We start from the raw sequence: 21,175 nt of genomic DNA on the forward strand, positions 1-21,175 counted from the left end.
TTCGACTCTAAACGGGGTTTGGGGGCGTTGGAGCTTGGTACTGATTGCCGTTCAGCCTGAGCGAAGTCGAAGGCCAAGCCCCGAACCTCAACCCGGCCACGAAAACCGGATCGTATCCTCGCGCAACCCGTCCAGCACCACCGGCACCCCGCCCGAGCGGATCATCCATTCCAGCCGGTGGTCGCGATATTCGCGTCGTCGTCCGCCGCTGCGATAATGGTCGGCGGCCTGCGCCATATGCGCCGCCGCCGCATCGAACTCAGCAAAGGTCTCGGCCACCGCGGGCCGGGCCGAAACCCGCTCATGCCACAGTGCCAGCGCCGATCCCGCCACTGGCGCCAGCCCGTAATGCACCGAACGGTTGACCATCGGCGCGACCGCCGCATCGGCCCGCCCGAACGTCTCACCGCCGAACCAGGGCGCATCGCCCAATCGCTTCGTCAGCCACGCCTGAACCACCCGCGTATCCGTCGCCGCGACATGGCACATGTCATCCGCCAGCGCACCCTCGGCGCGGCGGAACCACAGGATTTCGCCATAGCCCCAGTTTACCGCCTCATAAGGGCCGTCAGCAATCTCCTCGACCTCGCGCTGGCGGGCGCGCACAAGCGGATCGCGGGGCATCAGCGGCGAGTCCGGCCAGCGTTCGTCGAGATAGTCGAGGATGATCGTCGAATCGAAGATCGCCTGTCCGTCCTCGACGATCAGCACCGGGACTTCAGTCCGGGGATTGGCGGCGGCAAATTCGGTATCCTGCCGCCCCGTGCCGAAATCGTCGGGCAGCACGCATGTAAAGGCGATGCCCTTTTCGCGGAGCGCGATCTTCACCTTCTGCCCATAGGAGGACAGCGGATGATCATAGAGGATCACGCCGCCGCGCCCTCGCGCCGTTCGAGTGCCTGGCGCAGCGCGTGAACCTCGGCCTTCAGCGCCTTGAGGTCATCGACCTCCATCCCCGACCGGGCGATCAGTTCCTCGCCCAGGCAGCCGCACCGGTCGCGCATCTCGCGCCCGGCGGGGGTCAGGCTGACGCGCACCTGCCGCTCGTCGTGCGGATCGCGTTCGCGCACCAGAAGCCCGGCGGCCTCCAGCCGCTTGACCAGCGGCGTGACCGTGCTGGACTCCAGCGACAGGCGTTGCGCGATCGCACCGATCGTGCGCCCGTCCTCCTCCCACAGGACATGCAGCGCCAGATATTGCGGATAGGTCAGGCCGAGCTGGTCGAGCATCGGCTTGTAGCTGCGCTGGATCGCCATGTTGGCGGCATAGACTGCGAAGCACAGCTGTTCGTCGAGCGGCCATGGGGCCGACATTCGCCATCTCCCTTTAGAGCGAAATGCATATCACGATAAAAGAACCGCTGGACAAGTCCGTTCCATCACCCCATATATTTATCGCGATAAATAGTATCGGAGACATCATCATGACGATCGACGTGAAGTATCAGACCCAGGCGCGGGCCACCGGCGGTCGTGACGGCCATGCCGCCACCCCGGACGGCACGCTCGACGTCAAGCTGTCGACGCCGAAGGAACTGGGCGGCGCCGGGGGCGACGGCACCAACCCGGAACAGCTGTTCGCGGCGGGCTATTCGGCCTGCTTCATCGGCGCGCTGAAGGTGGCGGGCCAGCAGCTGAAGGTGAAGATTCCCGATGCCGTCGCCGTGTCGGCCAAGGTCGGCATCGGTCCGCGTGCAGCGGGCGGGTTCGGCATCACCGCCGACCTGACCGTCGACCTGCCCGGCATCGATCGCGCCGAGGCCGAGAAGCTGGTCGAGGCCGCGCATCAGATCTGCCCCTACTCGAACGCCACGCGCGGTAATGTGGATGTCGGCCTGACGCTGGCCTGACACCCTTTGTTTCTTCGCTCTCCCCTGGATAGGGGAGAGGGTTAGCGAAGCTTGCCAGCTTGGCTGGCTAGCGCAGCTTGGGTGAGGGGTTGAGCGAGCCTTTGGCTCGCGCGCGCTCTGCGCGCCACCCCTCACCCAGCTCCGACTAAGCCTTTGCTCACGCAAAGACCAAGTCTGCGCAACTCTCTTCCCTCTGTGAGGGGCGAGGGAAGCAATACGCAAAAATCGAAGTTCTCTGCTCCTAAGCGGAATCGCGCACGATCAGGCGTGGCGGCATTTCCAGCCCCGGCGCGGCGGTTCCGTCCAGCCGTGTAAACAACGCCTCGACCATCGCCCTGGCCCCCGCCTCCAGATCTTGCCGGATCGTGGTCAGTCGGGGAATGGCGCGCTCGGCCAGCGGCAGGTCGTCAAAGCCCGTGACCGCGACATCGCCCGGCACCGACTGGCCTGCGGCGACCAGCGCCGCCATCGTCGCGAGCGCGATCATGTCGGACGCCGCGACGATGCCGTCGATCCCCTGCCCTTCGGCCTGCAACCGCGCCAGATTGCCCGCGATCTGGTCGGGCATCAGCTCGGGCGCGAGCGCCACGTCCAGTTGTTGGGGCGGAGGCAGTCCGGCATCGGCCATCGCCTCGCAAAGCCCCGCATGGCGCTGCGCCAGTTCCAGCGTGCGGACTTCGCCCATGAAGGCGATGCGACGGCGGCGGGTGGCGATCAGGTGCTCGCCCGCCATCCGCCCGCCCAGCCGGTTGTCGACGCCCACCGCGCAGTGGTGCTGGCCGGGCATGGTGCTGCCCCAGACGACGAGCGGCAGATAGGTTTCGGCCACCGCCTCGATCACCGGCAGCTGGTCCGACTGGCCGATCAGCAGCACGCCATCGACCATGCCCGATCGGGTGATCCGCGATAGCCAATCGTCATCGTCGGGGATGATCCGCGACAGCATCACGTCATGGTCGCGCGACGCCAGTTCGTCGGCCAGATGGCCGAGCAGCGACATGAAGAAGGGATCGGACAGCCGCTGCCGCCGCTCATGGCCCAGCGGGATGGCGACGCCGATCACGCCGGTCCGCTGTGCGCGCAGGCGGCGGGCCATCTGGTTGATCTGGAAATTATGCTCGGCGGCCAGCGCCTCGATCCTCGCCCGCGTCTCGGCATTGACCACGCTCTTGCCTGCCAGCGCGCGGCTGACGGTGCCGGGCGACACGCCCGCCAGCCGGGCAATGTCCTTCAGTGTTCGGGCGGGCGGAGCCGATTGGGTCATGGCCGTCCTCCTGAACGAAAAACGGGGCGGATGCCAAGTGGCACCCGCCCCAAGGGGAGTGGATCAGAAGCGGTAGCGGACCGAGGCCGTCACCGTGCGCCCATAGAGCGCGGTGTTGTTGAACACCCCTTGCGTCGAGGACAGGACGGGGAAGATGCCGCCGCCGCCACGGAAGCCGAGCTTGTCGAAGATGTTGTTCGCGTTCAGGCCCAGCTCCAGCTTGTCCATCGGCCGCACGGTGATGAAGCCGTTGAAGAAGGTCGAGCCCTTGATCGTATAGAGGTTGAAATCGTCCGACTTGGTGCTGGTCTGGCCGTTCATGCTCACGCCGAACGCGATCGGACCCGCATCATAAGACGGCGACACCACGAACAGGAAGTCGGGCAGACCGCCGGGCTTCTTACCGACCAGCTGCGGCGTGGCGCTGCTGGTGATCTTCGAATTCGCATAGGTCGCGTCGACCGCCAGGTGGAAGTCGCCGTACGTCACGCGGCTGGTGAACTCGATACCGTAGGAGCGATAGCCGTTCGAGATGTTCGGATTGTTGTTCGGCGCCGGATTGTTGATCCGGGTGAAGTCGTAATTGTTCTCGGTCAGGGTCGAGTGGAAGCCCGTGACTTCGACCGAGTAGGATGCGCCGAACAGGCCACCGCGCTGCTTCAGGCCGATTTCCTGCTGGTTGAGGAAGTTGACCGAGGTCGCCTGCCCCTGCGCATTCAGCGAGCCGTCCGCGTTGAAATTGCCCGACAGGACACGACGGTCGGCGTTGAAGCGGCCGCCGCGGCTGGCGCGGGCGAAAACGCTGGTCTTGCTGTCAAACGCATAGAGCGCACCGACCGACCAGCTGACATAGCCATCGGTATAGTTGATCTTCTCCACGTTCGGGCTGAGCACCAGCGAGGGGATCAGCGCCGAGCCCAGCGCGTCGGTCACGCGGGTCGTCGGACCGGCGACGCCGCCCTGGGCCGTGCCTTCGCCATGCACGCTGTCATAGCGGATCGAGGCGTCGAGGTTCAGCCCGCCGACCTCGTAACCCGCCTGCAGGAAGGGCGCGACATCGGTATAGGTCAGGTCGACACGGCGCGCGCAGCAGCTGCCCCAATTGTCGTTGAACCCCGCCTGGCCCGCGGCGGTCAGCTGCGTGCCCGTGGTCGAGAACAGGTCGAGCGGCGCGGCGTTATTCCCGTTCAGCTCGCTATACTGGCGGTTGACATGCCAGTCCTGGACGATGTTCTGCCGCATCACGAACAGACCGGCGGTCAGCCGCGCCTTGCCCGGTCCGACATCGAACTTGCCGTTCAGGGTGAGGTTGTTGGCGAAATTGTCCATGTTCTTCATGAACACGTTGATGTTCGGGTTGTTGTTCACATAGGCGCCCGTGAACAGCTGCCCGGTATTCGGCCCCGCCGCATAGCGGATCGAGCCGACCGTCTGGCCATTCACCGTCGAACCGATCAGGCCGCCGGTGCCGGTGCGCGTCTGGACGTTGATGAACTGGGTCGTGAAGTTGCCGCTGATCCACTGGTAACGGATCGTGTCGTCCAGCGAGATATTGTCGGTGATGTCGTAATGCACCTGGCCGCTGATACCGGTGACGCGCGGGTGGATGCCCTGCACCTCGGCCGTCTTCACGCCGCCATTGTCATAGTCCAGATACTGGAAGTTGCGGTTGTAGATCGTGTACGCCGACCCCGACCGCCCGTCGAAATTGGGCAGCGGCGTGAAGCCCGTCACCCGGTCGCCGTCCAGCGTGGCCAGCGTCGGCGTGGTGGTGTTGGTAGGGGCCTGTTCGTCCAACCGCTTGAAATACAGGCGGATGAAGCCGCGATTGTCGGGCAGATCCTTGGTGATGTTCGCCTTGATCTGATAGCCGCGCAGGATGTTGAAATTCTCGTTGGTATAGCCGCCGCCGTTGCGCGCATAGCCACCGACATGGAAGCGCGTCGTGTCGTCGATCGGGCCGCCATAGTCGAAATCGACGCGGTGCTCGCGGAAGCCAAGGCCGTTAGAGTAGGCGATCTGGCCGCCCTTGGTCTCGCCGGTCTTGCTGATGAAGTTGATGACCGCGCCCGGTGCCTGGCTGGCGAAGGTCGAAGCCGAACCGCCGCGCACCGCCTCGACCGTCTTGATATTCTGGTCGAAGCGCAGCCAATAGTCGTTGTTGCCGAAATTGATGTCGCCGAACAAGACGTCGGGCAGGCCGTCTTCCTGCAGCGAGACATATTCCGAGCCGCCGGTCGACACCGGTATGCCGCGCACGCCGATATTGGCGTTGCCGCCCGGACCTGCCGTATCGCTGGGCTGAAGGCCGGGGATGTTGCGCAGGATTTCGGCGGTCGAACGGGGGGTGAAGTTCTGGATCGCCTCCTGGCTGACCTGCGACACAGAGATCGAGCTGCGGAAGCGCGACCGCTCGCCGCTGGTCGCGGTGACGACGATGTCTTCGCTGGAGGCACTGGCGTCGGGGGTGGCTCCTTCCTGGGTCGCCGGGGTCGGAGCCTGCGCCGTCTGTGCAAAGGCCGGTGCGCTGACCAGCGCCACTGCCAAGGCCGCCATCGATCCGCAGGACCGCAGAACGCTCGTCGTCATATCCCTCTCCTGATTCGCCCCGGTGTCCGGGATGTCGTGCATTCTGGGTATCACATTAGCAATCGTTTGCAACGGCATTATGCAAACCTTTGCATAGAATTTCTGCTGAGTGTGATCCGAAAATCACAGAAGCTAGCGCGCGGAAGACCGGGTGGGATCGCAAACCTTTGCATGATATGGCGTGACAGGGGGCGACACCGTCAGCGTGCGGGATGATGGAGAGGATGGCATGATGAACGACAGGTCCGCCGAAGCAATCCGGTTGGTCGTGATCGTCGGCGGCGGTACGGCGGGCTGGATGACCGCCGCCGCGCTGGCCCATGCGATGCCGCGTGGCCTGTCGATCACGCTGGTCGAGTCGGACGCCATCGGCACGGTCGGCGTCGGCGAAGCGACCATCCCGCCGATCCGCCTGTTCAACCAGACGCTGGGCATCGACGAAGCCGAGTTCCTGCGCGAGACCAGGGGCAGCTTCAAGCTGGGAATCGAATTTGTCGACTGGGGACGCAAGGGGCATCGCTATTTCCACCCCTTCGGCACGCACGGCAAATCCTTCGATCTGGTCGCGGTGCATCAGCATTGGCTGGCGGCGGGCGGGCCGGATAGCGGCATCGCCTTTGACGACCTGTCCATGGCTTGGGGCGCGGGCCAGCGCGGACGGTTCGCCCAACCCATGGCCGATCCGCGCAGCGTCGCCTCGACCTTCGACTATGCCTATCACTTCGATGCCGGGCTCTATGCGCGGTTCCTGCGCCGCTATGCCGAGGCGCGCGGCGTCGTGCGGGTCGAAGGGAAGATCTCGGGCCACGCGCTGGAGGGCGCGCGCGGCCATGTCGCCTCGGTCACGCTGGACGATGGCCGGGTACTGGCAGGCGATCTGTTCGTCGACTGTTCGGGTTTTCGCGGGCTCTTGATCGAAGAGGCGCTGGGCACCGGCTATGAGGACTGGACGCACTGGCTGCCCTGCGACCGTGCGGTGGCGGCCCCGTGCGAAACCGGCGGCGACGGGCTGACGCCCTATACCCGCTCGACCGCACGGGAGGCCGGATGGCAATGGCGCATCCCGCTCCAGCATCGCACCGGCAATGGCTATGTCTATTGCAGCCGCCATATCTCGGACGATCAGGCCGCCGCGACGCTGATGGCCAATCTGGACGGCAAAGCGCTGGGCGATCCGCGTTTCCTTCGCTTCACCACCGGGCGGCGCAAGCTGATGTGGAACCGCAACGTCGTCGCCATCGGCCTGTCGAGCGGCTTCATGGAGCCGCTGGAGTCGACCAGCATCCACCTGATCCAGGCGGGCATCGCCAAGCTGCTCGCCTATTTCCCCACGCGGGCCTTCGCCGCCGCCGGGATCGAGGAATATAATCGTGTCGCGATCACCGAATATGAGCGGATCCGCGACTTCCTGATCCTGCACTATAAGCTGACCGAGCGAACGGACGCACCGCTATGGCGCGAATGCGCAGGCATGCCGATCCCCGATACGCTGGCGATGAAGATCGCGCATTTTCGCGAAAGCGGGCGGCTGGTCGCGCGCGACATGGACCTGTTCGGCCCGGCCAGCTGGGCGGCGGTACATCTCGGGCAGTTCAACATGCCCGAGGGGCTGGACCCGCTACTGGCCTATGCCGATCCGGCGCAGAGCCGGGGGTTCGTGGGCAAGCTGGCCAGCGCGATCGGGCAGATGGCGGAGTCTATGCCGAGCCATGCGGATTGGCTGAAGAAGATCGGGGCGACTGCCTGATCCTCCCCGGCACGGGAAGGTGGCAGCGCAAAGCGCTGACGGAGGGGAGCTTCGGCAAGGGCCTCCCTTGAGGCCCACCCCCTCCACCACCGCTTCGCGGCGGTCCCCCTCCCCGTTCCGGGGAGGAATGGTCAGAGCCCCTCGCCGCCGACCCATTGTGCGTGCGCCAGCCGCCGTGCCAGTTCCCAGTTCTGCTGCCGCAGGTCCGGCACCGCGACGACTTCCCACAATCCGCCGCGCGTCATCGGACCGATGCAATAGAGTCGCTCGGCCACTCCGCCATCCGCGGCCACGACATGGCTCTGCGCATCGACCTCCAGCCCGATGCGCAGCGCGTCCGGGCGGATCATCCCCTCGCCGATCAACTGCCGGATCAGCGGCTCGCGCGAACGAAGAAGGTCGCCCTGCGGCCCGGTGCAGTTGACGATCCGCGCGACCCGCAAGGGCTCGACGGTATCGCTCCCGCGCGGCCGCCAATGGACGACGGCCCCCTGCCCGTCCGGTTCCACCCGCACCAGCTTTCCGCCCGCGATCGACAGCCGCCCCACCTCGACCAGCGCCTCCACCCGATCGGCGACCGATGGCGCGAGGCGGTGGCGGTGAACATCCCAATAGGTCCGCACATGCCGCAGGAACCGCGCCCGGGTCGCGCCATCCGCCGCGCCCCACATCATCTGCGTCACCGGACGAAGCGCATCCACCGCGCCGCGCCATCCCTGCTCCAGGGCCGCACCGCGAACATGCCGGACCAGCGCCGACAGGCTGGCGGCGGGCCGTTCGCGTAGAGGGATGACCGGCGGCGTCTCGGCATGGCGGCGCGGGGCCAGGCCCCGGCGCGAGATGGCGATGGTTCGCCCGCCAAAGCCACTGGCATCCAGCAGCAAGGCCGCATCGATCGCGGTCAGCCCGCTACCGACCAGCAGCACCCGGTCGTCTTCGCCCAGCCCTTCGGCGATATCGCCCGCCCAGGGATCCTCGCGATAGCATCCGTCCGCCAGCGCGCCGGGATCGATCCCCGGCGGTGTGTGCGGCGGCAGATTGCCCAGCGCCAGCACCACCGCATCCGCCGTCACCCCGGCGCCCTCCGCCATGTCGAGGCGATAGCCATGCCCTTCCCGCTCCAGCGCCACCACCTCGCCGCTCGCCAGCGTCAGCCGCGCCGGGTCGGCCGCGATCGTCTCCATCAAGAGGTCGCGCAGATAGTCGCCATAAACGCGGCGCGGCACGAAGGTCTTCGCATCCCCCGCCCCACGCGCGACCAGCCAGCGGACGAAATGATCGGGATCGTCGCGCAGCGCGCTCATATTGCCCGCCCGCACGTTCAGCAGATGCTCGGCATGCGCCGCGCTATAGGCGACGCCCCGCGCCAGCTGATTGGCCCGTCGCTCGATCAGCGTCGCGCGCGGGCCGCCATGGCGCACCAGATTGATGGCCAGCAACGTGCCCGCAAAGCCGCCGCCGATAATCGCGACATGCTCGATTCCTGCATCCATCAACCGACCCGTCCCTTCGTGATCGCCACCGCCGACGCCCTAATCCCATCACGGCCGATCTTCACGCAGATTTCAGTATACGATTTTGCGAGCTGCCGTTAAGGCTTCCATGCTTCAGATCGAGGATTGGGTGGGTCGATGCGGTCGTGCTGGCGGAATTACGGACTTTCGGTTTCATTGTCGTGGGTCGCTCTGGCGGCCCCGCTCATGGCCCAGACGCCGGTGCCCATGCCGCCGCCGTCCGATGCCTCGGCCCCGACGCTGCCCGCCGCGCCTTCCGGTGCCTTGTCGGTCGAGGGGATTTTCGGCCCGGGAGCGGTGCGCACCGAGTCCGTTCGCGCCAGCCGCTGGGGCAAGGACGGCGAAAGCTACCTCGCGCTGGAGAACGCGCCCAGCGGCGGACAGGACATCGTCCGCTATGCGATCGCCGACGGACAGCGACAGGTCGTGGTCGCCGCCGCCGATCTGGTCCCGCCTGGGGCGAGCGCGCCGCTTGGGATCGACAGCTATGAATGGTCGCCCGACAATCGCTGGCTGCTGATCCAGACCAATGGCAAGCGCTTCCGCCGAACCAATGCGCTGTCGGATTACTGGCTGTACGACACCACCGCCAAGCGGCTGCACAAGATCGGCGGCGACGCCGCGCCCTCGACCCTGCTCTACGCGACGGTCTCGCCGGACAGCCGCCACATCGCCTATGTCCGGGGCAACAATATTTATGTCGAGCCGATCGGGGGCGGCGCGGCGACCGCGCTGACCAGAGACGGCGACGATTATGTCGTCAACGGCCTGGCCGACTGGGTCTATGAAGAAGAGTTCGGCGTCCATCGCGCCTTCGAGTGGAGCCCGGATTCCCAGCGCATCGCCTTCCTGCGCTTCGATACGAAGGGCGTCGGCACCTTCGACATGATCAAGAACACCGGCGGCCAATATTCGCAAGTGATCCCGCTGCAATATCCCAAGGCGGGGACGACCAATTCGGCGGTGACGACCGGCGTGATCGATGTCGCCGATGGCGCGACCCGCTGGTTCAAGCTGACGGGCGATCCGCGCCAGAATTACGTGCCGCAGATCAGCTGGGCGGGCGGCTCCGACGCGCTGTTCATCCAGCAGTCCAACCGGCTCCAGAACACGTACAACGTCCTGCTCGGCAATCCGGCGACCGGCGCGGTCAAGCCGATCATGGTCGAAAAGGATGCCGCCTGGGTCGAGGCCAATCCCGCCCCCGAATGGCTGAACGGCGGGCGCAGCTTTACCTGGCTGTCCGAGCGGGACGGATGGCGTCACCTCTACACCATCGACCGCGCGAGTGGCCGCGCGACCCTGCGCACGCCGGGCAAGTTCGATGTGGTCGAGCTGCTGAACGTTGACGAGAAGGCGGGCTATGCCTGGTTCATCGCCTCGCCCGACAATCCGACGCAGCGTTATCTCTATCGCACCACCCTGTCGGGCACGCCGAAGGTCGAGCGACTGACCCCGGCGGGCCAGCCGGGCACGCACAGCTACGACATAGCGCCGGGCGAGCATTGGGCGCTGCACACCGTCTCGCGCTTCGACGCGCCGCCGGTCACGGACATGCTCGACATGACCCGGCAGCAGCCGTTGCGGACACTCGCCGCCAATGCGCCGCTCGCCAAGGTCGTAAAGGACACCGGCCTGCCCGCCACCGAGTTCTTCCGCGTCGATATCGGCGGCGGCACGCAGCTCGACGGCTGGCTCATCAAGCCGCCGCACTTTGACCCGGCCAAGCGCTATCCGATCCTGTATTTCGTCTATGGCGAACCCTGGGGCCAGACGGTCGCGGACCGCTGGGCGGGGGCGCAGGGGCTGTGGCACCGGATGCTGGCGCAGAAGGGCTATCTGGTCGCCAGCCTCGATCCACGCGGCACCGCCACCCCGCGCGGCCATGACTGGCGCAAGATCATCTATCGCCAGGTCGGCATCCTCGCCTCCGCCGATTATGCGGCAGGCGTGCGCAAGATGCTGAGCACGCGCCCCTATATCGACCCGGCCCGAATCGGCATCTGGGGCTGGAGCGGCGGCGGCGCGATGACCCAGAATGCGCTGTTCCGCTATCCGGACCTCTACAAGACCGGCATCGCGGTGGCGGGGCCGACCGACATGAAGCTCTACGACACCATCTATCAGGAGCGTTACATGGGCCTGCCGCGGGACAATGCGGAAGGCTATAAGAACGGCTCGCCGATCACCTTTGCCGACCGGCTGAAGGGCAATCTGCTGCTGATCCACGGCACGCTGGACGATAACGTCCATTACCAGAATCAAGACCGGCTGGTGGACCGGCTGATCCACTTCAACAAGCCGTTCACGATGATGGCCTACCCGGACCGCAGCCACGGCATCTATGAGGGCGAGAATACCAGCATCCACCTCTATTCGCTGATGACCCGCTATCTGGAGACGAACCTTCCGCCCGGCGGGCGGTGAGCGGGGGATCAGTACATCCGCAGGACCCGGGGTTTGCCTTCCCGCCGCCAGCCACCGGTCGCGCGGATGTAGCGGCTGACCGTATCACTGCCGCAGGGGCCGCTGCACTCCCAACTGATCGCCACGGTTGCCGATTGGCCATCCGCCGCCATGACCGGCGCGTCGACCGTATAGATACCCGCCCAAGGCGGTGGCGGCGCCGACGTCGGATAGTGCTGGCTGGCGCGGGCGCGGGCATCGTCGTTCGCGGCGGCATAACCATCGGGCAGGCCGTGCCGCAATTGGGGGCAAAGCTTCATCAAGCCGCTGCGTTCAGGGGCTGTCTCGACATATTCATTCTTTGCACTCGTGGACGGCAGATCGACAAGCACGGCCCGTCCCACATCGCATAGCGCCCCGCTGCCCGGCTGAGCGGCCTGCATCATCATGCCGAGAATCATGAAGAACATGGCGGCTCGTTCCCTTCGCTGGAACATGATTCCACCGTTTCCAACTTAGGACAAGCTATCCTCGCGCCGCTTATGCAATCGTTTGTTGCAATCCGTCTTCGATCACGCCATGATGGTCCCAACGCGGCTAAACCGGCGCTAGATACGGACCTACCCCCCGCGTGCGAGAGGACCCGCATGACCCCCTCCACTCCTGTTGGTACGATGGCCTCGGCCAAGCCCCGCCTCTCGCTGACCCGCATCCTGGAGATGAATCTCGGCTTCCTGGGCCTGCAATTCAGCTTCGGGCTGCAACAGGGGAATATGGCGCCGATCTACAGCTATCTCGGCGCGTCCGAGGCGCAGATCCCGTTGTTGCAGATGGCCGGGCCGATGACCGGCCTGCTGATCCAGCCGCTGATCGGCGCGATGAGCGACCGGACGGACAGCCGCTGGGGACGGCGGACGCCCTATTTCCTGATCGGGGCGGTGCTGTGTGCGCTGGGGCTGTTCTTCATGCCGCTCAGTTCGTCGTTGCTGATGGCGGTATCGCTGCTGTGGATCCTCGACGCGGGCAATAACATCACCATGGAGCCGTACCGCGCCTATGTCTCCGACCGGCTCGACGGGGCGCAGCATAATATCGGCTTCCTGACGCAGAGCGCCTTTACCGGGCTGGCGCAGATGCTGGCCTTCCTCACGCCCTCGATCCTGGTCTGGGCGGGAATGAACCCGGATTGGGTGGACGGGCACCACATCCCCTACACCGCGCGCGTGGTCTTCATGATCGGCGCGGTCCTGTCCTTCGTCACCATCGTCTGGTCGATCAAGCGGGTGCCCGAGCTGCCGCTGGCACCCGAGGAGCGCGCGCGCATCGCCGCTGCGCCCAAGGGCATCGGCGCCACGCTGAAGGAGATCGGCGACGCGATCCGCGACATGCCATTGCCGATGCGCAAGCTGGCGCTGATGAGCCTGTTCCAGTGGTACGCCATGATGGCCTATTGGAACTACGTCATCTACGCGATCGGCCGGTCGGTCTATGGCACTGCCGACGCAACCTCGTCGGGCTTCCATGCCGCAGTGCTGACCAATGGCGAGGTGGCCGCCTTCTATAACGGCGTCGCCTTCGTGGCAGCGTTCGCGATGGTGCCGCTCGCCAAACGGATCGGGGCTGCGCCGCTCCACGCCGCCTGTCTGGTCATCACCGGCATCGGCATGATGGTGATGCCGCACATGACCAGCAAGGCGATGCTGTTCCTGCCCGCGATCGGCATCGGCCTGGGCTGGGCGAGCATGATGGGCAACCCCTATGTCATCCTCGCAGGCTCGATCCCGCCCGAGCGCACCGGCGTCTATATGGGCATCTTCAACATGATGATCGTCATTCCGATGCTGATCTTCGGTGTGACGCTGCCACTCTTCTATCAAGGCTGGCTGGGCGGCGATCCGCGCAACGTGCTGACGCTTTGCGGCGTGCTGATGCTGCTGGCCGCCGTCTCCGTCTACACCGTGCGCGCCCGCAATGCCCAGGGGCTGCCGCTCGGTGCCGCCCCGCAAGCCTGATCCCCCTTTTCCGATTTCTCCCTGAGGTATCATGACCGAAACCCCCGCCCCTGCCCACTGGTCGGCCGACGCGCTGGCCGGGATCGCTGCGCAGACCGACGCGCGCCTGCCGGTGTTCACCGCCGCCGATATCGTGCCGATCCTGCCCGACCATGATTTCTGGGATATGTGGCAGATCGCCTATGCCGATGGCCGCACTGCCTTTCTCGGCGGGCGGAGCTGGTGGTTCTTCCTCGCGACGCCGCGCCTGTCCGATCCCGAGCTGCGTCACGACGAAGCGCGCATCCGGCTGACCAGCTATGGCGCGGATGGATGGCGCGATCACGGCGTGACCTTTGCCGATGGCTTTACGCCGGGCAGCCGCGAATGGTCGGGCTCGGCGGTGCTGGGCGAGGACGATACGACGCTGACCATGTATTTCACCGCCTCCGGGCGGCGCGGCCAGCCCCGCACCTTCGAGCAGCGGCTGTTCGAGACGCAAGGGCGCTTCCTCATCCAGGGCGAGGACGCGCGCACCGAAGACTGGAGCGAGCCGGTCGAAAGCGTCGCGGCGGACGGCCATCATTACATCGTCGCCAATCAGGCCGAGCCGGAAAATGGCGGCATCAAGGGCTTTCGTGATCCCGGCTATTTCCGCGATCCGGCGGACGGCGCGGAGTATCTGCTGTTTGTCGGCTCGGCGGGCTGGGTGAAGCAGGATATCGACGGCGTGGTCGGCGTCGCCAGGCGTGAAGGCGACCGCTGGACGATCCAGCCGCCGCTGATCGAGTCGCTGGGCGTCAACAGCGAATTGGAACGACCGCACATCATCGTCCGCGATGGCCATTATTACTGCTTCTGGTCGACCCAGGGGAAGCGCTTCGCCCCCGGTCTCGGCGCGCCGACAGGGCTGTATGCCATGGTCGCCGACAGCTTTGCGGGGCCGTGGCGGCCGGTCAACGGCACCGGGCTGGTCGCGGGCAATCCGGTGGAAGAGCCGACGCAAGCCTATTGCTGGTGGGTCACCGGCGAAGGCGATGTCACCAGCTTCGTGGACTATTGGGGCATGCAAGGCCGCGATGCGAGCGCTGACGCGTCCTTGCGCCGGGAACGGTTCGGCGGAACGGCCGCCCCCTGGTTCAAGCTGGCTTTCGATGGCGACCGGGTGACGATCGCCTGAACTATTCCTCCCCGGCCAGCGGGGACCTGACGGAGGGGTGTCAACAGTTGCGAGGGTTTGTGCTCTTGCAACCAGCGTCACCCCCTCCTCTTGCGCAGGGAGGAATGACCTCAGGCCGTTTCGCGCAGGACCAGCTCGGGGTCGAGCACGACCGATCCCGCCTCGTCCCCGCCGATCCGGGCGAACAGCGCGTCGACCATCGCCTTGGCGCCTGCCGCAATGTCCTGGCGAACGGTGGTGATGCGCGGCACCGCCTGGGCGGCGAGCGGCAGGTCGTCATAACCGATGACGGGCAAGGTCTCGGGCACCGCGATCGCACGGTCGGCAAGCACCCGCACGGTGGTCATCGCGATCATGTCCGACGCCGCGACGATCCCGTCGATCGCGACACGCCCCCCGCCCTGCTCCAGCAAGGTGTCGATATGTGCGGCGATTTCCTGCTCCATCACATCGGAGGCGAGATGGGTGGCCAGCTGGACCGGATCGCCCTCCAGCCCGGCCTCGACCATGGCGCGCGCCAGGCCGTCATGGCGCTGGCGGATTTCAGGCGCGCTGATATCGCCCAGAAAGGCGATGCGGCGGGACCCCCGTTCGATCAGCCGCCGGCCCGCCAGATAGCCGCCCCTGGCATTGTCGGTGCCGACCGCCGCATGGATCTGATCCGGCAGGGTGACGCCCCAGGCGACCAGCGGGCGATAGCGGCTGGCGACCCGCTCGATCGCGTCATACTGGTTCGACTGGCCGATCAGCAGGACACCGTCGACCATGCCGCTATCGACCACGCGGTCCAGCCAGTCGGGCGCATCCGGGATCACGCGCGACAGCATCACGTCATAGCCATTTTCCGTCAATGCATCGGCCAGATGGCCCAGCATGGTCATGAAGAACGGGTCGGACAAATGCTGGCGCCGGTCATGGCCCAGCGGAACGACGATGCCGATCACCCCGGTGCGACGCGTGCGCAGGCGGCTGGCCATCTGGTTGGGACGAAAGCCATGCAAATCGGCGAGTGCCTGAATCCGCGTCCGTGTCTCGGCATTGACCAGCGACTTGCCCGCCAGCGCGCGCGAAACGGTGCCGGGCGAGACGCCCGCCATTTCCGCCAGATCCGCGATCGTCCGCACGCGGCGACCGCCCCCTCCCATGATATTGTCTGTCATATGCGAATGGTAGCCAAAGCTTCATGGCGCTAACAAGCAGGCAACGGAATTTGCAGGCTTTTCCTCACATAGATCAGCGATATTCGGCACTGACGTCCATTTTCAGGCCATATAGCGCTACCACGCGCTTGCCCTGACATTGTGGTGCGCCGATGATCCGCATCCAGCGGGAGCCGCCCGGGGCCAGGACCTGCGCATCGATCGTAAAGCCGCGCCGGTGGCGGATCGCGTATGCGCGCAGCCGCTCGACCGCCGACAGGGATTCGGATCGATAAAGGGGCAGGATACCAAGCCGGTCCAGGGGACGATGACGCTGCCAGTCGAAGAGGCCATAGACACCCGTCGACCAGGATAGTCTTCCAGACGGCAGGTCGCAGGACCAGCGGCCCACGCCATGCGCGGCGAGCCAGGCATCGTCCGCCTCGTTCAAAGCCGGATCGGGGGCGTCCGGTTGCCCCAGGTCGAAACGCAGGCCACGCTCGAACAGGGGCCAGCTATGGTTCAGCGCGAGCGGTTCGGCTGGTTTCATACGGCACTCCACGACAGCGCGTGAATGCTATGCCAGAAATCTTAACCCAGATTTAAAATTGCAATTTGTTTGGGATGGGAATGCCACGATATCGAAGGACATCGGATTGATCCGCGCCAGGCCCCTCCCCTTCAGGGGAGGGATTGGGGTAGGGCCTCACCGCGGGTTTTGCGCTTGCGGAAGCGTCCCACCCCCGGTCCCTCCGCTGAAGGGGCAACTGTGATGCTCACCCGAGCTGTAGCGGCTGACGTTTACGGATCATGGCGTTGAGGATGACGAGGAGTTGTCGCGCAACGGCGATGAGTATGGTCTTTGGCGCCTTACCCTTGGCGCGCATCCTGTCGCGCATGGCGGTGAGGACGGGAATACGCCGTGAGGCATTGAGGGCGGCGATGTAGAGGGCTTCGCGGACCTTGCGCCGTCCACCCCATATGCGTCTGGCGCCGCGCCATGTTCCACTTTCGCGGGCGTGGGGTGCGAGGCCTGCGAGCGAAGCGATCTTGCGACGGCAGAGCGTGCCGAGTTCGGGAAGTTCGCCGAGCAAGGTGGCCAGGACGGTGGGTCCGATGCCGGGGACGGCGTTCAGCAGGTGCGCCTGTTCGGACAGGGCCTGATCCTGGGCGATGAAGCCTGCGATCTGTCGATCGAGTTCGGCGATCTGCTGGCCAAGCAGCGTGATCATGGCTTCGATGGCCTGGGCGATTTCGGGTTGGCCTGCACTGTGGCGATGCAGCTTTTCGGCTTTGCGCATGTCGACCAACTGCCTGCGACGTCGCAGGAAATCGGCCAGGCGCGAACGGGCCGGGCTGAGCGGGATGGTAGCGGGCAGGTCGAGCGCTGCGCCCATCTGCGCGAGCACGCGGGCATCGACGCGGTCGGTCTTGGCCAGCGTGCCGGTGGCTCTGGCGAACTCGCGCGCCTGACGCGGATTGACGCGCGAGAAGGGGTGGCCGCGTGTCGCCAGCGCCGCGATCAGGCCACCGTCACAGCCGCTTGTTGCCTCGAAGACAGGGCGGATGTCGTGGTCGAGCGTGTCGAGCCAGACGGCGATGGCATCCGGTGTATTGGCGATCTGCCCGGTCCGACCCGATGGCAGTTCGCAAATGTCGATGAGAGCACGCGAAAGGTCGCAGCCGATGACGGCTTGTGGCATGGTATAGGCTCCTGTCCATGTCGTGCGGGATCCACAGTCCCAAGCAACTGTTCAGGGTTGTGACCAACGCGGAAGGGACCCTTGCTCCCTATCGGGCTCCAGACCCTCGGGGGGGACGGGCTCCCTTCCGCAACACCTTCATACCACCATCCCATCAGACATGGGGAGGGATTGGGGTAGGGCCTCACCGCGGGTTTTGCGCTTGCGGAAGCGTCCCACCCCCGGTCCCTCCGCTGAAGGGGAGGGGTGGATCAAGCCTTTCATCACGCTCCAAACGGCAGGCCCCCTCCGTCAGACCTTGCTCGTCAGCTCCGGCACGACGGTGAACAGGTCACCTACCAGGCCGATATCGGCGACCTGGAAGATCGGCGCGTCCTCGTCCTTGTTGATCGCGACGATGACCTTGGAGTCCTTCATCCCCGCCAGATGCTGGATCGCGCCCGAGATACCGACCGCGACATAGACTTCGGGTGCCACGATCTTGCCGGTCTGCCCGACCTGATAGTCGTTGGGGGCATAGCCCGCATCGACCGCCGCACGGGACGCACCGACGGCGGCGCCCAGCTTGTCGGCCAGCGGGTCGATAAGCGCATGGAACTGCTCCTCCGAGCCCAGCGCGCGACCGCCCGAGACGATGATCTTGGCGCTGGTCAGCTCGGGGCGGGCATTCTCGGCCTTTTCCGCGCCGACGAAGCGGGACTTGGCCGCATCGCCGGTGGAGGCTACCGCCTCGATGCTGCCCGCGCCGCCCTCGGCCGCCGCCTTCTCGAAGGCGGTGGTGCGCACGGTCAGGACGAGTTTCGTGTCGCTGGTCTTCACCGTCGCGATAGCGTTGCCCGCATAGATCGGCCGGGTGAAGCTGTCTGGTCCTTCGACCGACAGGATGTCGCTGATCTGCATCACGTCGATCAGCGCGGCGACGCGCGGCGCGATGTTTTTGCCGGTCGTCGTGGACGGCGCGAGGAAGGCGTCATGATGGCCCATCAACTCGGCGATCAGCGGCGCGACATTCTCGGCCAGTGCATTCGCATAGGCCGCATCGTCGGCGACATGGACCTTGCCCACGCCAGCGATCTTCGCCGCCGCCTGCGCCACGCCGTCCACGCCCTGCCCGGCGACGATCAGATGCACCTCGCCCAGCTTCGACGCCGCCTTGACGGTCGCCAGCGTGGCATCCTTGACGGACCCGCCGTCATGCTCGACCCAAACCAGCGTCTTCACTTGGCCACTCCCAGTGCTTTGAGTTTCTCGACCAGTTCGTCGACCGAGCCGACCTTGACGCCCGCCTGGCGCTTGCCCGGCTCGGCGACATGGGTGATCGTCAGGCGGGGCGCGACGTCGACGCCGTAGTCCCCGGCGGTCTTGGTCGCCATCGGCTTGGACTTGGCCTTCATGATGTTGGGCAGCGACGCATAGCGCGGCTCGTTGAGGCGCAGGTCTGTGGAGACGATGGCAGGCAATGTCAGCGCCACCGTCTCCAGCCCGCCATCGACCTCGCGGGTGACGTTGGCGCTCTGCCCGTCGATCTCGACCTTGGACGCGAAGGTGCCTTGCGCCCAGCCGAGCAGGCCCGCCAGCATCTGCCCGGTCTGGTTGTTGTCGCCGTCGATCGCCTGCTTGCCCAGGATGACCAGGCCCGGCTGTTCCTCCTCGACCACCTTGGCGAGCAGCTTGGCGACGCCCAGCGGTTCGACTGGCTGGTCCGAGGTGATGAGGATGGCCCGGTCCGCGCCCATGGCGAGCGCGGTGCGCAGCGTGTCCGCCGCCTTCGGCTCGCCGATCGAGACGACGACGACCTCGGTCGCCGCCCCCTTCTCCTTCAGCCGGATCGCCTCTTCCACCGCGATCTCGTCGAACGGGTTCATCGACATCTTCACGTTCGCCAGATCGACGCCCGTCCCGTCCGCCTTCACGCGCGGCTTCACGTTATAATCCAACACCCGTTTCACGGGCACAACGATCTTCATGTCCACTCTCTCAATCAGAAGCTGAAGCGGCCGCCGATCGACGCCACGAACGCCTTGGCATTCTGCACCTGACCATTGGTCAGGATCGGTGTCGCCAGGATCGTTCCGTTATAGGCGGCGGTGCGACGGTCGATGGGCGCATTGGCGAAATCGATATAGCTGCCTGCCGCGTCCAGCGTCAGGCGCGGGGTTACCTTGTACGAGCCGCCGATCGAGTAGTTCCAACGGTTCGCGTCGGGCACGCGCGCGTCGCGATTGCCGTTCTGGGTCGGCGTGATACCGCGCTGCACGCCTGCGCGCACGGTCAGGCGATCCGTGGCCGCATAGTCGAAGCCACCCGCCAGCGAGAAGCTGTTCTTGTAATTTTCCGGGATGGCGGTGTTGATCGGCGCGCCCAGGCGGATCGCGTCGAAATCGGCCCAGGTAAAGCGCACCGCCTGCGCGTTCAGCGTCAGCTTGTCGGTCGCCCGGAAACGGCCCGCGACGATGATCTGCGCGGGCGTGTAGAAGGTCGCGGTCGCACCATCGATCGTCCGGTTCTGCGTGGCGAGCGGGCCGAGCAGGCCGCCGACTTCCAGGCTGCCCTTCAGATTATGCTTGATCCGCGACTTGTAGCTGATGCCGACCGTCGCCCAGTCATTGTGCAGCTGGACACCTGCGCTCCACCCGAGATCCCAGCCATCGCCCTTCAGCCGCTGATACCCGTCCGGCAGCGTCGCCAGCACGTTGGGCAGTGCATTGCCCAGTTCGGCCTTCGTATATTCGACGTTCACCGCACCACCGACGCGCAGCCAGTCGAGGACCGCGATGCCGATCGAAGGCTGGATGTCGATCGTGCGCAGTTCGGTCTTGAGCGCGCTGTAGCGAGCCCAGCTGGTCGTATTATACTCCGTGGTGAAGCTATAGGGCGAAGTAACCGCCAGGCCGACCGCGACCCGGTCGTTCAGCGGAATGGCGACCGCGCCCGACGGCACGACGCCGCGATTGATCGGGTCGCTCGACACCCGGTCGCCGCCGACCGGCTGGAAGGTCTGTACGGGGCCACCGGGCAGGGTCGGACGACGGATCAGCGTACCATTGTCGACCACATCGCCCTTGGGGATGATCGCCGATGCGCCGATCACGGCCTCGCCGCGCTCCATGCCCGCAATCGCCGCCGGGTTCCACCAGAGCGAGGACGCGCCGGTATCGGCACCCTCACCCGAAAAGGCGCGACCCTGGCCACGGGTCGACTGTTCCTGAAGGTAAAAGGCCTGGCCATGCGCCGCGCCCGCAAAGGCGAAGGACGAGGACAGGATGGCGGAGACCAGAAGCGGCGCCTTGAGGGACTTGTTCATGAGCATACTCCCCGGGAAATTCTATGTGATTGGGCAAGGATCAGCGGATGCGGGTCCAGGTCTGCGTCTTGCAGAGCGGCACGAAGACACAGCCGCGCACCTTCAGCGTGTCCGGCCCCTCGGGCGTCAGCTTGGCGCTATAGGTCTTGCCATCCTCGGCATTGTAGATGGTGCCGCCGCCCCAGGCCGCGCCATCCTGCGAAAAGCCCTGCAGGATCAGCAGGTTCTTGAGCGGTCGATTACGCAGCTTGGGATCGCGGTTGGCCTGGTCGGTCAGCGCGGGATTGGTGCGCAGCTTTTCCGAGGACAGGATGCGACCGCACACCGAATTGCCGCACTTCTGGATCTCGACGATACCGCCGCGCGTCTGGGTCTGCCAGCGGCCGACCACCGAGTCCGCATTCACACCGGCCGCTGCAAGGGCCATGGCCGTCAGGGTCAACAACATGCCTCTTCTCCTCTCCATGCCCGTCATACGGGCCGGAGCGC

18 protein-coding genes are annotated in these 21,175 nt (G+C 65.8%); 5 read left to right on the forward strand and 13 right to left on the reverse strand.

Annotation, left to right across the window (positions count from 1 at the left end; all coding sequences use genetic code 11):
• Positions 1–87: 87 nt before the first annotated feature.
• Positions 88–870 carry a glutathione S-transferase family protein gene (locus SP5_RS02055; RefSeq protein WP_042483412.1) on the reverse strand — a complete coding sequence of 261 codons (783 nt, stop codon included), beginning with the start codon at positions 868–870 and terminating at the stop codon, positions 88–90.
• Positions 867–1,313 (reverse strand): MarR family winged helix-turn-helix transcriptional regulator, encoded by a 447-nt coding sequence (locus SP5_RS02060; protein WP_042483414.1) that lies wholly within the window; start codon positions 1,311–1,313, stop codon positions 867–869. The genes SP5_RS02055 and SP5_RS02060 overlap by 4 nt, the downstream gene beginning before the upstream one ends.
• A 110-nt stretch (positions 1,314–1,423) precedes the next feature.
• Here SP5_RS02060 and SP5_RS02065 point away from each other — a divergent pair, with 110 nt between their 5' ends.
• Positions 1,424–1,849, forward strand: a complete 426-nt coding sequence (locus SP5_RS02065) for an organic hydroperoxide resistance protein (RefSeq protein ID WP_042483415.1) — start codon at positions 1,424–1,426, stop codon at positions 1,847–1,849.
• Between the two features lie 241 nt (positions 1,850–2,090).
• Here the strand turns inward: SP5_RS02065 and SP5_RS02070 are convergent, their stop codons facing one another.
• Both SP5_RS02070 and SP5_RS02075 read right to left on the reverse strand, forming a co-directional pair.
• Complete coding sequence (locus tag SP5_RS02070; RefSeq protein ID WP_042483418.1) at positions 2,091–3,113, reverse strand: LacI family DNA-binding transcriptional regulator; 1,023 nt, start codon at positions 3,111–3,113, stop codon at positions 2,091–2,093.
• Between the two features lie 63 nt (positions 3,114–3,176).
• A complete protein-coding gene (locus tag SP5_RS02075; RefSeq protein WP_042483532.1) occupies positions 3,177–5,702 on the reverse strand; it encodes a TonB-dependent receptor domain-containing protein in 2,526 nt (841 codons plus the stop codon).
• A gap of 229 nt (positions 5,703–5,931) precedes the next feature.
• Here SP5_RS02075 and SP5_RS02080 point away from each other — a divergent pair, with 229 nt between their 5' ends.
• Complete coding sequence (locus tag SP5_RS02080) at positions 5,932–7,449, forward strand: tryptophan halogenase family protein (protein WP_042483420.1); 1,518 nt, start codon at positions 5,932–5,934, stop codon at positions 7,447–7,449.
• Positions 7,450–7,580: 131 nt separating this feature from the next.
• On the opposite strand, the gene SP5_RS02085 is transcribed toward SP5_RS02080, so the two are convergent.
• Positions 7,581–8,942: an FAD/NAD(P)-binding protein gene (locus tag SP5_RS02085; RefSeq protein ID WP_042483423.1), complete on the reverse strand. Its 1,362-nt coding sequence runs from the start codon at positions 8,940–8,942 to the stop codon at positions 7,581–7,583.
• Positions 8,943–9,119: 177 nt separating this feature from the next.
• Between SP5_RS02085 and SP5_RS02090 the strand changes: the two genes are divergently transcribed.
• A complete protein-coding gene (locus tag SP5_RS02090) occupies positions 9,120–11,390 on the forward strand; it encodes a S9 family peptidase (RefSeq protein ID WP_245613369.1) in 2,271 nt (756 codons plus the stop codon).
• Positions 11,391–11,398: 8 nt separating this feature from the next.
• Here SP5_RS02090 and SP5_RS02095 read toward each other — a convergent pair whose 3' ends face one another.
• Positions 11,399–11,839: a hypothetical protein gene (locus SP5_RS02095; protein ID WP_042483426.1), complete on the reverse strand. Its 441-nt coding sequence runs from the start codon at positions 11,837–11,839 to the stop codon at positions 11,399–11,401.
• A gap of 177 nt (positions 11,840–12,016) precedes the next feature.
• Here SP5_RS02095 and SP5_RS02100 point away from each other — a divergent pair, with 177 nt between their 5' ends.
• Both SP5_RS02100 and SP5_RS02105 read left to right on the forward strand, forming a co-directional pair.
• Entirely contained in the window at positions 12,017–13,381 is a 1,365-nt protein-coding gene (locus SP5_RS02100) for an MFS transporter (RefSeq protein WP_245613370.1), read from the forward strand.
• Positions 13,382–13,412: 31 nt separating this feature from the next.
• The gene (locus SP5_RS02105; protein ID WP_042483431.1) at positions 13,413–14,540 is read left to right on the forward strand and encodes a glycoside hydrolase family 68 protein; all 1,128 of its coding nucleotides are present in this window, start codon (positions 13,413–13,415) and stop codon (positions 14,538–14,540) included.
• Positions 14,541–14,650: 110 nt separating this feature from the next.
• Here SP5_RS02105 and SP5_RS02110 read toward each other — a convergent pair whose 3' ends face one another.
• From SP5_RS02110 to SP5_RS02140, 7 genes are all read right to left on the reverse strand, one after another.
• Positions 14,651–15,700: a LacI family DNA-binding transcriptional regulator gene (locus SP5_RS02110; protein ID WP_042483432.1), complete on the reverse strand. Its 1,050-nt coding sequence runs from the start codon at positions 15,698–15,700 to the stop codon at positions 14,651–14,653.
• Between the two features lie 73 nt (positions 15,701–15,773).
• The gene (locus SP5_RS02115; RefSeq protein ID WP_042483435.1) at positions 15,774–16,229 is read right to left on the reverse strand and encodes a hypothetical protein; all 456 of its coding nucleotides are present in this window, start codon (positions 16,227–16,229) and stop codon (positions 15,774–15,776) included.
• A 226-nt stretch (positions 16,230–16,455) separates the two neighbouring features.
• Positions 16,456–17,382, reverse strand: coding sequence for an IS110 family RNA-guided transposase (locus SP5_RS02120; RefSeq protein WP_084220528.1), 927 nt, complete (start codon positions 17,380–17,382; stop codon positions 16,456–16,458).
• 291 nt (positions 17,383–17,673) lie between these two features.
• Positions 17,674–18,603 (reverse strand): electron transfer flavoprotein subunit alpha/FixB family protein, encoded by a 930-nt coding sequence (locus SP5_RS02125; RefSeq protein ID WP_042483437.1) that lies wholly within the window; start codon positions 18,601–18,603, stop codon positions 17,674–17,676.
• Positions 18,600–19,349, reverse strand: coding sequence for an electron transfer flavoprotein subunit beta/FixA family protein (locus SP5_RS02130; protein WP_042483440.1), 750 nt, complete (start codon positions 19,347–19,349; stop codon positions 18,600–18,602). Before SP5_RS02130 ends, SP5_RS02125 begins: the two co-directional genes overlap by 4 nt.
• A 14-nt stretch (positions 19,350–19,363) precedes the next feature.
• The gene (locus SP5_RS02135) at positions 19,364–20,692 is read right to left on the reverse strand and encodes an OmpP1/FadL family transporter (protein WP_174435497.1); all 1,329 of its coding nucleotides are present in this window, start codon (positions 20,690–20,692) and stop codon (positions 19,364–19,366) included.
• Between the two features lie 34 nt (positions 20,693–20,726).
• Entirely contained in the window at positions 20,727–21,134 is a 408-nt protein-coding gene (locus tag SP5_RS02140; RefSeq protein ID WP_042483441.1) for a DUF2147 domain-containing protein, read from the reverse strand.
• Between the last annotated feature and the right edge of the window lie 41 nt (positions 21,135–21,175).

It is taken from the genome of Sphingomonas parapaucimobilis NBRC 15100 (genome assembly GCF_000787715.1).
GTDB classification, from domain to species: Bacteria; Pseudomonadota; Alphaproteobacteria; order Sphingomonadales; family Sphingomonadaceae; genus Sphingomonas; species Sphingomonas parapaucimobilis.

Excerpts from the sequence above, each read along its gene's own strand:
- SP5_RS02115 (WP_042483435.1), bottom strand. The coding sequence starts at position 16,229 with ATGAAACCAGCCGAACCGCTCGCGCTGAACCATAGCTGGCCCCTGTTC.
- SP5_RS02135 (WP_174435497.1), bottom strand. The coding sequence starts at position 20,692 with ATGCTCATGAACAAGTCCCTCAAGGCGCCGCTTCTGGTCTCCGCCATC.
- SP5_RS02105 (WP_042483431.1), top strand. The coding sequence starts at position 13,413 with ATGACCGAAACCCCCGCCCCTGCCCACTGGTCGGCCGACGCGCTGGCC.
- SP5_RS02085 (WP_042483423.1), bottom strand. The coding sequence starts at position 8,942 with ATGGATGCAGGAATCGAGCATGTCGCGATTATCGGCGGCGGCTTTGCG.
- SP5_RS02080 (WP_042483420.1), top strand. The coding sequence starts at position 5,932 with ATGATGAACGACAGGTCCGCCGAAGCAATCCGGTTGGTCGTGATCGTC.
- SP5_RS02100 (WP_245613370.1), top strand. The coding sequence starts at position 12,017 with ATGACCCCCTCCACTCCTGTTGGTACGATGGCCTCGGCCAAGCCCCGC.
- SP5_RS02060 (WP_042483414.1), bottom strand. The coding sequence starts at position 1,313 with ATGTCGGCCCCATGGCCGCTCGACGAACAGCTGTGCTTCGCAGTCTAT.
- SP5_RS02070 (WP_042483418.1), bottom strand. The coding sequence starts at position 3,113 with ATGACCCAATCGGCTCCGCCCGCCCGAACACTGAAGGACATTGCCCGG.
- SP5_RS02075 (WP_042483532.1), bottom strand. The coding sequence starts at position 5,702 with ATGACGACGAGCGTTCTGCGGTCCTGCGGATCGATGGCGGCCTTGGCA.
- SP5_RS02110 (WP_042483432.1), bottom strand. The coding sequence starts at position 15,700 with ATGACAGACAATATCATGGGAGGGGGCGGTCGCCGCGTGCGGACGATC.
- SP5_RS02140 (WP_042483441.1), bottom strand. The coding sequence starts at position 21,134 with ATGTTGTTGACCCTGACGGCCATGGCCCTTGCAGCGGCCGGTGTGAAT.
- SP5_RS02095 (WP_042483426.1), bottom strand. The coding sequence starts at position 11,839 with ATGTTCTTCATGATTCTCGGCATGATGATGCAGGCCGCTCAGCCGGGC.
- SP5_RS02130 (WP_042483440.1), bottom strand. The coding sequence starts at position 19,349 with ATGAAGATCGTTGTGCCCGTGAAACGGGTGTTGGATTATAACGTGAAG.
- SP5_RS02120 (WP_084220528.1), bottom strand. The coding sequence starts at position 17,382 with ATGCCACAAGCCGTCATCGGCTGCGACCTTTCGCGTGCTCTCATCGAC.
- SP5_RS02065 (WP_042483415.1), top strand. The coding sequence starts at position 1,424 with ATGACGATCGACGTGAAGTATCAGACCCAGGCGCGGGCCACCGGCGGT.